This is a genomic window from Ancylothrix sp. D3o, assembly GCF_025370775.1.
Classification (GTDB): domain Bacteria; phylum Cyanobacteriota; class Cyanobacteriia; order Cyanobacteriales; family Oscillatoriaceae; genus Ancylothrix.
Genome location: NZ_JAMXEX010000018.1, coordinates 37951 through 49003 on the forward strand (window position 1 = coordinate 37951; position 11053 = coordinate 49003).

6 protein-coding genes are annotated in these 11053 nt (G+C 42.9%); 2 read left to right on the forward strand and 4 right to left on the reverse strand.

The genetic code is table 11. The features are described 5' to 3' along the window. Window positions 1–241: 241 nt before the first annotated feature. From NG798_RS22170 to NG798_RS22180, 3 genes are all read right to left on the reverse strand, one after another. Window positions 242–1240 carry a hypothetical protein gene (locus NG798_RS22170; RefSeq protein WP_261225888.1) on the reverse strand — a complete coding sequence of 333 codons (999 nt, stop codon included), beginning with the start codon at window positions 1238–1240 and terminating at the stop codon, window positions 242–244. Between the two features lie 66 nt (window positions 1241–1306). Next, on the reverse strand, window positions 1307–2110 hold the full coding sequence (locus NG798_RS22175) for a hypothetical protein (RefSeq protein WP_261225889.1): 804 nt from the start codon (window positions 2108–2110) through the stop codon (window positions 1307–1309). Window positions 2111–2253: 143 nt separating this feature from the next. Continuing rightward, the gene (locus tag NG798_RS22180) at window positions 2254–2832 is read right to left on the reverse strand and encodes a hypothetical protein (protein ID WP_261225890.1); all 579 of its coding nucleotides are present in this window, start codon (window positions 2830–2832) and stop codon (window positions 2254–2256) included. Window positions 2833–3327: 495 nt separating this feature from the next. Here NG798_RS22180 and NG798_RS22185 point away from each other — a divergent pair, with 495 nt between their 5' ends. Together NG798_RS22185 and NG798_RS22190 are read left to right on the forward strand one after the other, a co-directional pair. Next, a complete protein-coding gene (locus NG798_RS22185) occupies window positions 3328–4209 on the forward strand; it encodes an alpha/beta fold hydrolase (RefSeq protein WP_261225891.1) in 882 nt (293 codons plus the stop codon). A gap of 168 nt (window positions 4210–4377) precedes the next feature. Further along, window positions 4378–5247, forward strand: a complete 870-nt coding sequence (locus NG798_RS22190) for a M48 family metalloprotease (RefSeq protein ID WP_261225892.1) — start codon at window positions 4378–4380, stop codon at window positions 5245–5247. 142 nt (window positions 5248–5389) lie between these two features. Here NG798_RS22190 and NG798_RS22195 read toward each other — a convergent pair whose 3' ends face one another. Then, window positions 5390–11053 carry a DEAD/DEAH box helicase gene (locus NG798_RS22195; protein ID WP_261225893.1) on the reverse strand — a complete coding sequence of 1888 codons (5664 nt, stop codon included), beginning with the start codon at window positions 11051–11053 and terminating at the stop codon, window positions 5390–5392.

The window sequence follows — 11053 nt, forward strand, 5'->3', positions numbered from 1 at the left end:
TTTTTGATAAAAAATTGGAAATTTCCCAATAAAAACCAATTTAAGAAAATAATCCATCTGCGTTTATCTGCGGTTAAAAAAACTCAAACAGAAAAACACACCCTCACAATCAAATCTAGTATAACAAAGTAAGTTTTTGAACAAACAAAACGCTATAAGTTCGCCGTTTACCTGGTTTCTTACAACCTCTAGGTCAAGAATTTTTGTCTTTGTTTCTTTTTTAAAGGTTCCTAAATTTTGTTTAAAGCACGGCAATTTCGTAAGCGGTTTCTCGGACTTCTGGCCCGCGAACCACAAATCTAAGCCGGCGATTTAAAGGACGCTCAACAATAGCCGTAAAGTTGCCTTCGGCATCGGTTTGGATTGCTTGACCATTGATAAAGACAATATCCAGCGGATCAATTTTTCCCACAACGCGAACGGCTTTTGCCGCGAATCTCCTGACGCTGAGGACTTCTAATTTAGCGCGTGGGGGAATAATTTGCGGTGCAGTGGGTGCGGAACCTGGGGTAATGACAACATATTGGCCGCTACTCACCGGCACCCGCCGGCCTTGACTAATGACATCCACGCTTCCTTGAATGGAGGAAACACCGGTTTTGCCATCCGGGCCAACACTAACACCAAAGGCGGTACCTTGAACACCGGCCACACCAGCAGGCGTTTCAATATCCACCGGATAATTACCATTTGCATTTTGTTGAGCCAGCAAAAGTTTTTGGCCGGTTTGTAGCGGTGCATTTACAGATATGTCGGTTTGCTGCATGGATGTAACTACACCAGCCCCTACCCTTTGTTTATCTAGGTTGCCAACAGCCGTACCCACTGACAAGCGCACTTGTCCCCTACTCACAAATAATGAAGTTCTGCCGGTGGAGAGGGTTCTGATCGTCAGGGCTGTATTTTCGGAAATTTCCACAGACCCCAGTTCGGGGATATATAAGCGCACGCTGGAGTTATTAGCGGTCAGCAGTTGAGATTCACCGGCCCCCAAGCGTTGATTTAAGGTAACAGGTGTTTGCGTTGGCCCGTAAGTAACAATGCCTTCGATGTCTTCCACCACCGCAGAAAGGCCGGTTTCGCGTTGATTTTGGCTGAGTTGAGAAATGCCGATTTTTTCTTTAACTAACTCGCTCTTGGCGCTTGCACTCAAGGCCAAATCAAAAGAAAATAAAGCCGAGATAGCACAACTTAAAATAGCAATTTTTTTTGAAAATATGCCTTGAGTGAACGATGTCATAAATTAACCTAGGAACTCACAACAAATACTATCACTCGCTTAGGTTTTCCATATTGGCTGTGGGGGTCAGGATTCAGTAAAATTCCTAATGGTCTGGGCTACCGGCTGTTGGATTTTAATTAATTTACCTTTAGCGGGTTGCTCAATTAAAAGCGGTTTTGCACCTTCTGTTAAAAGAGGTTTTGTGGTATCTAAAGCTTGCAGGCCATCTAAAATTGCTTCGCGTACTACCGGCTCGGTTTCTGTTGACATCATCAAGCGGAAGCAATCGACAACTGCTTGCCGGTCAGTTTGATCACCTGCTTGGTATTTTAATTTTCGCGTCAATTGTTGGACAGCAATCAAGCGTTTAAGCGGGTCTGCATTGGTTAAATTCATTACCAATTCGTTGAGTTCAGCTTCTTGTTGACCGGCTTTTGTGCCCACCAATTGCCACACCAAAAGCACCAGCACAGCCATTGTGCCCAACCCTTGTAAAATTGCCCCGGTTGCCAAAACTGGGTTTGACGACTCTGCCCAAATGGCCAAAGCCAAGTAACTGCTGAGTGCTGCGAGTCCGCCGCTGGTGACGGTGGTAGCAATGAGTCGGTTTTGGCCGGTGAAAAGTTGACGCAGTTCTGCGGTAGGGATTTCCCACTCGCTTTCTTGGAGTAGGTAAACCAAGGTCATCACGAACACACCGCTGCCGGTGGCCACCATCAGCCGCCAGTTGCAAATCACCATCGCCACTACAACACTCACCACTAACAATGAGCCTCCCGACCGCCTGTAGCGTCGAGAGTGTCGCTTAAGTGTTTTCAGTGGTAGTTTTGGTGACAAGTCTGGAATTTGGTTTAGGAGTTGCTGCCACCGAGATAACGCTTTTGCCACGTTTGGTTACCTATTGAGTTGCGAGCGATTGAGCTTTGGTCGGCTTTTCCTGCTATTGCAGGCGAATCGTACCTTGATATCTTAAATTATTTGTTCGCAACTCGTGCAGAATCTCATTTTTTTGCAAGTTTCTCTCCAGGCTGCTAAAAGCTGAAGGTGAAGTCATCAACGGTTAAGTGCCCGTCAAAGGTTAAGAAGTTGACGCGGTGAATGTTTTCCGCTCTCAAGCTTAACAGGTAGTTTGGCCTGATCGCCGATTCCGAGCCGGCCAGATTTGCCCCCGACATTTCCGCATGGCCCACCGGCTTGTCGTCTTGGTCATAGGCGGCGAGGACTGCTTTGCGGGAACTGGTTACAAGCCCGCTGACACACCGCACCGGCTTTGAGAAGATTGCCTCTAAGTATCCGCTTTTTGGTGCGCCGATTAAGACAATGTTGCCTGAATGAGGGGGAAAGGCTGGGTTGGAAGGGCTAATCGCCATCGTGTTTGCAAAAAGAACTCCGCAGTGTTGAAATTGTTTCTCTACCATTTCAAAACACTTCAACTCCTCTAAATTTAATCGCACGCTGAGTCCTTTTTCTACCCGCAGTTTTTCTTTTAAATGGTTTTTTCCCCGCCAAGGCGCTGCGAGTATAGCTGATGCCGATGCCCTTTCTTTGTCTATTTTTTCCAATTCGATATCTTTTCTGCTGTTTGGTTGATATCTGTAATGCTCTGCCATAATACTCCCCTGATTTTTTTTCATTGTTGTTACTTTTTTAGTTTTTTTAGTCTCTACAAGTATAATTTTTTCACTTCTACGCAAATGAAATAATGCAAGGTTAAAACAAAGTTTATTTGAGTTGGGGTTGATTTTCCTCCTTTGCCGAAAATCCTGATAGTTCGCTTTGGGTGTTAGGGGGGTGAGGGGTAAAACCCCTCATCTCATTATCAATGATTGACGAGAAGTTGTGAGCCCATGTTCGGTGCGACATCCCACTGCGTAGGGCAACATGAGCTTTTACGGGGCTTTATTTATGCCATCAGGAGACACCGCCGGTATGCCAGAAGGTTTGGCCAAATCTTTACAAAACCGCCTTGGCGTTTATAATTCCTTTAAAATAAAGAAAACTTGCGGCAGTTAAACAAGAGTCGGCAATCCATGCCAGGATTTTGCTGACAGCGCCGGTGAAAAGCAATCTACAATTTATAAATTTAAAGTTGTGTGAGGTTTGTTATGTTAATCCCCCTAGGGTTTGAGCAGCAATCAATAGTTACGTCCCTCGGCAGAATGGTTTATTATACCGGCACAAAAGAATTGTGGGGGACATCCCAAACAAAAAGCTTAGTATTTTTTCATGGGTTTGGGGGAGGTTCTTCTGCCTATGAATGGTCAAAAGTCTATCCGGCTTTTGCAGCAGATTACCGAATTTTGGCCCCCGATTTAATTGGCTGGGGACGTTCTGAACATCCAGCCCGGAATTATCAGGCGGCGGATTATATCACAACTTTGATCGAATTTCTGGAAAAAACTTGCAATGAGCCGGTAGCGGTGGTTGCTTCATCGTTGACGGCAGCCTTAACAATTCGGGCTGCTATTACTCGTCCAGACTTGTTTAAATGTTTGATTTTAACAACGCCGGCGGGATTATCAGATTTTGGGCAAAATTATGGCAATAGTCTCTTTGCCCAAGTTATCAAAACCCCAATTTTAGATAAGTTTATCTATAGTGCCGGTGTGGCAACGGCTGGGGGAATTCAAAGTTTTTTAGAAAATCGCCAATTTGCCAATCCTGACCTAATTTATCAAGAAATTGTAGAGGCTTATTTAGAATCGGCAAATCAGCCAAATGCGGAATATGCAGCGCTTTCTTTTGTGCGGGGTGATTTATGTTTTGATTTGTCGTTATATATCCCGCAACTAACCATTCCAACGGCGATTATTTGGGGACAAAAATCAGAATTTACAAGTCCTGAAACCGGCAAACGTTTAGCAAGTCTGAACCCCGGAGTGATTCGCTATTTTGAAGAATTACAAGATGTAGGTTTAACGCCGCAATTAGAATTACCGGGGATTACTGCCGGTTTGATTTCGCGTTTTTTGAAGTTGCTTTGTTGATTTGTTATTGGTCATTTGTCATTGGTCATTGGGCATTCGTGATGTGAAATAAACGATGAACAATGAACCAATGAGGTGAGCAAAACCGTACTGGCAAAGTTTAGTTTTCTGGTATGAGGTCAACAAAACCAGCCGGTACAATAAAAAGAAGGATCAGGAGAAAATGTTATGAATCAATTTAAAACAGTTGCTTTATTAAGTTTGCTGAGTGCGTTGCTGATTACGGTTTGTTATTGGGTAATTGGCGGTACTGGCGGCGCGATTATTGGGGTTATTTTGGCGGCGGTGACGAATTTGGGTTCTTGGTATTATTCGGATAAAATTGCTTTGGCGGCTTATGGCGCCCAGCCGGTGAGCTTTGAGCAAGCCCCCGGATTATATAATATGGTGCGCCGGCTTACAGAAAGGGCCGGTTTACCGATGCCTGGGGTTTATATTGTTCCCACTCAAAATGCTAATGCTTTTGCCACCGGCAGAGATCCTGAACACGCAGCAGTTGCAGTGACAGAAGGCATTTTAAATATTTTGCCAGATGATGAACTTGAGGCAGTAATTGCTCACGAATTAAGCCATATTTATAACCGGGATACGCTAACTCAAGCGGTGGCGGCGACGGTGGCGGGTGCGATTTCGTTTTTGGCGCAAATTGCGAGTTATAGTATGTGGTTTATGGGGGGTTCGCGGGATGAGCGAAATGGCCCTAATCCGATAGCGTTATTGTTGACAGTTGTGTTGGCGCCGGTGGCGGCGTCGGTGATACAGTTGGCGATTTCGCGGACGCGGGAGTTTGAAGCGGATGCGGGGGCTGCTAAACTAACAGGAAATCCTCGTGCTTTGGCTCGTGCTTTGCAGCGTTTGGATGCGAATGCAAGACAAATTCCAATGCAGGGTAATCCGGCGTTTGAACCGCTTTTAATTATGAATGGGTTTTCTGGGGGTCAAATGTTGGCCGGTTTGTTTTCTACTCATCCTTCTACTGAGGCGCGAATTGAGAATTTGTTGCGCTTAGAGAAGGAGTTGACGGGGGGTAGGGTTTAGGTTTGTAGATTTTGTTGTGCAATTGAGTAGAAAAATGATTTGATGAGTTTTTTGGGTGCAATTTTAGACAAAAATTAGGGTTGCCGGTGGGGTGGTAAAACACCCCTGTTTTTATTTTTAGCGGTTTTTGAGTGGGCCAAATTCAGAGGAGTTGGTAACACCAACTTGGACGTCTTAGCATATTGAAAGTATCAAGATATCGGGGGTTTTCACCGGCTGCAATAATAGCTTTTTCTAATAAACCTTTCGGGTTTTCTTGGTTCCATAAGGGATGTACGATAATTACGTTTTGGGAACCTAGTTTAAATCCGGGGAGTTTGTCAAAAAGTTGGGGTGAGCAATCTTTAAAAGATTCACAAAAATTATCCCGTAGGAAGATGGCATTTCCTGGCCATTTTTCAAGGTATGGTAAAGAGAAATCATTGTCTAAACCGCACAAGAAATTTTTATCGGCTAAGATTTTGAGCAAGGAAAGTCCTAGGCGCCAATCGAGCAATCCGTGATAGTTCATGTTGCGATATTGTTGCAGGCAATCGTAACAGGATGAGTGGCAATTATCGCGGTGTTTTTTTGAGATTAAGTCACTGGCAAAGCTATTTTCTGCTTTGAGTATTTTGTTGAGGAGAATATCTTGCCAATTCCTATAAAGCCATTCGGTGAAACCGGAGCCGTTGGGGAGCCGGTCATTAATGACTATTTCTCCTATTTGGCCTAGGTTGGTGTCATTTATTTGTCTTAATCCACTGATTTCAAATTCTTCGGGATCGATGTCTAATTCTTCAGCAGCGACGGAGCGAATAATGAAAGCGGCTGAATAAAAAGCTGCTTTGATAGCGGAATTGTTAGCCAGAGGATCGAGGCATAATCCTGATGGTAATTCACTGGGTTGAATTCTCAGAATGTTGGTAGTTTTTGGGGCGATAATAGCGATTGCTTCAGGACTGTCGGTTTCGCTAAATTTCCATTTTTCTTGTTTTTTATCATTTTCTTGAAATTCCTCGGCAATCCACTGATGTTTGAGTTCTACTTGATTTTTCTTTCTGCTGACAGCGGTTCCTAAATTGCCTTTAAATAACTCACCGCGATTATCATTGACTCGATAAACTCTCCCCTCTCGCCCAAAAGCAGTGAAGGTATTTGCGGTGGTTTGTTTTTCAAAATTTTCGGTTTGAGATTCGGCAACGCTTGCGGTGCTGGTGAGGACAATTTCTTGGTCTACTTTGGCATCTTCTCCCCAATCAAATTTAGTGCGGAATCCTTTGGGAACTGCCCACTGGAAAACTCGAAAACCTGGCTGATTTTTTGTATTTTTTGACTGTTTTTCTGCTTGACAATTCGGACATTTTTTAGGATCTTTTCCTTGAAATAGCTCAGATTCAGTATCTTTTGTAATCGTATATTGACAACGACTGCATCTCAACATCCACCGCCGTTCAGAAAGGGGGTCATCACTAGCCGGGATAAGTGTATGTTTCCACAATAAAGGAGCCGTAAAACCAATGGCGGTATAAATTCGTTTGTCTTTAGTTTTTTGGCAGCCTGGGGCAAATTCTGTGACCGACAAATCTAAATCGCGGTCGATGGTAGAAAATTCTTTTTTCCTTTTGTTGACATTGTGGTAAAGTACCCGCTGTCTGGAGGGCATTCCGTACATGGGTAAGATACCTCCTTCTGCTAAACGTTCGGCTAATCCTACCCCGCCTAATTCGGAATTATTGGCACAATATTCGATTTTTTGAAATAGTTTTTTTCGGCTATATTCAATCAGTTTTTCTGGAATAATTTCTGGAACAGCGGCAAGAATTCCTTTAACAATTTCCTCAACTTGTGGGGAAGTTTCTAACCACTTTCGGACTTGATCACGGCGGTTATTTTTATTTTGAATCCAATCTTCGGTTGTGCCAAATTCGCCATGACTATCAGGTGGAATGGGGCTATCGTACCAGCGGACACTGGCCTCGAAGAATGCCCGTCGTAAACATTCTTTTGCTAATAATCTTTGGGCAATATCAAGCTGTGACATGGAAAGGAAGGGAACGGGCGGTTTATCCCCCGTAATTTTTTCTGGATGCTTATAGTAATGTTCATCGTGGCTACGCCCCCGACAAAGGGTTAAGGCGATGGCAAAAGCTTGACCCCGACGACCGGCTCGCCCCGCTCTTTGTTGATAATTAAAGCGCATCGGCGGCATATTTGCCATGACAACGGCTTGCAAACTTCCGATATCAATTCCGACTTCCATTGTGGTAGTAACGCTGAGAAGATCGATAGTATCTACTTGCTGATAAAAATTTCGTTCTTGGTTCTTCTTATTAATAATTACATTGCGAAAATGTCGCTGTCTTTCTGCTTGATTATCGGTTTGGCCGGTTAATTCTTCGCAGTGAAGTCGTAGGGGTAGCCGATTTTGGGAAGCTCCTGTGCCAAAGTAATTGTGGTTGTAGATATCTTGACAAGTTTTGTTAGGGTTTTCGGGTAATTCTTTTTGACACTGTATAGACGTACAAATTCCGCCAGCTTTATGCAAATGCGGACGTCGGCAAGATGGGCACTCCCAGACAGGATCGCTGGCTATTGCAACTCGTACAGAAAGATGTAAAGGATCGAGTATGAAGTGCGGATGATTTTGACAAATTGCTGATTTTATGGCATCTAAAACTTTGTGCTTTGGAACGTTATTATGCTTGGCACATTTTTCGACATAATGACGAAATTTAGCTCTGGCATCTTGCCAACTATTCCAATCATTAAGGGGGAATTCTTGGGGTTTTTGAGGATATCGGTATAGCTCTCCCATAATTCGCAGACATCCATTGCAAATTTCCTCAAAAATAGAAGGTTCAATTTCACATTCTAAGGCTCGCTTATTCAGGGGTTCTGTTGGTAAATTAAGGCAAACATAGCCTAAACCTGATGCTTCAAAACCAAAATAAAGCCTGCTGAATAAAGTATCACAAACTTCGGATTTGACTTTAGCTCTGAGGACGTTTTCTCTGGCGTTTTCACCGCCAGAAGATAGCCCTTCTTTCCAACCGGCATTTTCATCATAAAAGTCAAAAAGCTTAGTCCAGTGATGATAGTCACCATCATAGAAATATTCTTGATAATCAACATCATTCCCGCCAGGGTTAACGCCTAAATTTTTCAAACGTTGAATTAATAAACCCGCTTTGTAGCGCTCCCCCTCAGACTCTCCCTCAAACAAAAATCGTATCGGAATTGTACGAGTTTTACCTTTTTGGCGTATATTATCAAGTCGTTTCTGGGCCTTATCTCGACGCTTTTGTAGCGGTTCTAAGTCTTCTGGATCTAGTCCTTCTGGGATTGGACGTTTGGAATATTTGAGGGCGTCTTGCAATTCTGTAACATCCTTTGGGTTGCGTTGTTTATAATGTTTTGATTCTTCTCGAATAGCATCCCCGTGAGTTTCGATATCTTCTAATAAATACCAATGACCAAGGCTTGCTAATTTTAATTCATCAAAAATTACTTCGCGCACTAAATCAGTATAGTGAGAACGTTCAATGCCATTAGAAATAGAAGCAGCATCTTCTCGACTATCAGAAAAAACAACAAGTTTGCGAGATTCCCGATTGCCATCTAGCTGATAAAACAATTCCTTAGAGAGCAATTGACTGACTTTAGAAAAGCCGGTGCGGAAGCTGCGGATGGGTGATTTTCGATTGATTCTTTTGCTATAGTCAGCAGCACAGCAGGGACAAATAGAAGGTAAAGCTTTTCCCTCTTCTTGCTTGTTTTTATGGAGTTCAAAAATATAGCCTTCTATCAATTCATTTTTAGATTTATGAGCCGTGCGCTGGACAATCGCACTTCGGGGGTCTAACCATGCTTTTTTCCAGTCTTTTGTCTCTTCGTTAATATTTGAGAACGGCCAAAATATGCCAAATTCTTTGTAGGTTCGGCGTTCTACTAATTTACTAGCTTGCTTATCTGGTATTCCTTCGATTTCCGGTTCGGTTGGTAACAGTTCCCAGCCTTTATTATCCTGTTTTTGCAGCCTATTGCCCGCCAAAAATACTGTCCTACACTGTTCACAGTAAAGCAGTTCTAAAACGCGATAATTTTCCCAGTGAATGGGGGGATTTTCTGCAAATAGCCTTTCTACCGGCGGGCTATTTTGACTATTATCTGGATCTGTAGGTTTAAGCGCCCCCCAAAGCCCCTCAATATTGCGAAAAAACCAATGTAATCTAAAGGCGGGTAGAGCTTTTTCACAATCCCATAAACCGCGAGCAATGAGTAATCCTTGGGCGGCTAATTTGAGATGTTTTTCTTCTAAATTATCTCCAAAAACTCCAGAGGCAAAGGGTTTTATTCCCAGCTTAATTAAATTTTCGTTTGAAGTTAGCAACGGCACAGCACGGGTGTTGCCGTTATTATCAGTACAGGCGTTGAGCATTCGGGCAACAATTACCGAGTATTGTGTTTCCAAAATATCTCGACACTTTTGATATTCTGGCGTTTCTTTAATATTTGGCGGGGAAATTTTAGAGACGTTTACTAAGTCGATAAATGGCTGAATTTCAATAATTTTGTCCGATTCTAGGGGGGGAATTGCTTCAGGTTCTCCGGGGATAATTTGCTCAGCATTCCAGTTTGTACCAAAAAAGTCTGAGAGAAATTCGAGACTATCATCATCTTTTTCTAAGGATGCACTGGAGGCGAGAATTCGTAATTTAGGACTATCGGGGGAAAGTTCTAAACGTTGCAACAATAATCGCAATAAATAGGCTACTTCTGTCCCAGAAGTTCCCCGGTAAAGGTGCAATTCATCTACGATTAAGTGAAACACGCTGTCTGGTTTTTTTAACCATTCCTTTGTTTTCTCAAAAATGGGTGCATCAATTTCTCGCATCAGCATAATACTGAGCATAGAATAATTGGTGATTAAAATATCAGGAGGTGCGTCTTGCATATCCCACCGGCAACGCATTTCTGCTCCATCCAAACGGGGGAAAAAGAATCTTACATCATCGTCATTTTTTTGCTGGGGGTACTCTTCAACTTTTTGGGCTGATTCGTCCATTTCCTGCATTTTTTTGACAAGTTCATCTATCTTATCTTTGTTTGGTTTCCCATTTCGTTCATATTCATGTCCCGGTACAGGTGTAACGCCGTTGTATCTCCCGAAATAAATGCGATTGTTTTTTCTATTATTTTTAAACCAATCTCTTGCTTTTTCAGAATCTAAGGCGCGGCGAAGTCTGGTAAGCTGGTCTTCAACAAGGGCATTCATGGGATATAAAATTAATGCTCTCACCGCCGCTTCTCTTTGTTCATGTTTTCTTTGAGAAACGCGCTGAGGCTGGGCATTTTTCCACCAATTATTTAGATCAGGGGGTTGGGGATTTGCAGCCGGCCAATTTTGAGATTCTTGGGTTAAATAAGCAAATAATGGTAAGAGGAAAGATTCAGTTTTACCAGAGCCGGTGCCGGCGGTGACTACCACATTTTGGCCGGCTAATGCTTTGCGAAGCATTTCAACTTGATGCTGGTATAATTGGAAGCCTCCCACTAACCCACAAGCTGCTAATTCTTTAAACTGTTTTAAAGTTGATTCATCTAATTTAGAAAGATCCAATTTATCTAATTCTTGGATAGTTTTGCCATATTTTTTATAAGTCGGTAAAGGTTCAATCCAAGGCTCTTGACAAAAAACACTAGGTTCTTTGAGCCGGTTTTCTCGCTCTTGCTCAAGATCAATAAATTGTGTCCCAAAAGCTGTTTTAATATAAAGCAAGAAATTTTCGCGTATTTTATCAAAAGCGCCTACTGGATCGTACAT

What these genes read in the sequence shown, in the direction of transcription:
- NG798_RS22170 (WP_261225888.1), bottom strand. Translation starts at nt 1,240, where the DNA reads ATGACATCGTTCACTCAAGGCATATTTTCAAAAAAAATTGCTATTTTA.
- NG798_RS22180 (WP_261225890.1), bottom strand. Translation starts at nt 2,832, where the DNA reads ATGGCAGAGCATTACAGATATCAACCAAACAGCAGAAAAGATATCGAA.
- NG798_RS22195 (WP_261225893.1), bottom strand. Translation starts at nt 11,053, where the DNA reads ATGTACGATCCAGTAGGCGCTTTTGATAAAATACGCGAAAATTTCTTG.
- NG798_RS22190 (WP_261225892.1), top strand. Translation starts at nt 4,378, where the DNA reads ATGAATCAATTTAAAACAGTTGCTTTATTAAGTTTGCTGAGTGCGTTG.
- NG798_RS22185 (WP_261225891.1), top strand. Translation starts at nt 3,328, where the DNA reads ATGTTAATCCCCCTAGGGTTTGAGCAGCAATCAATAGTTACGTCCCTC.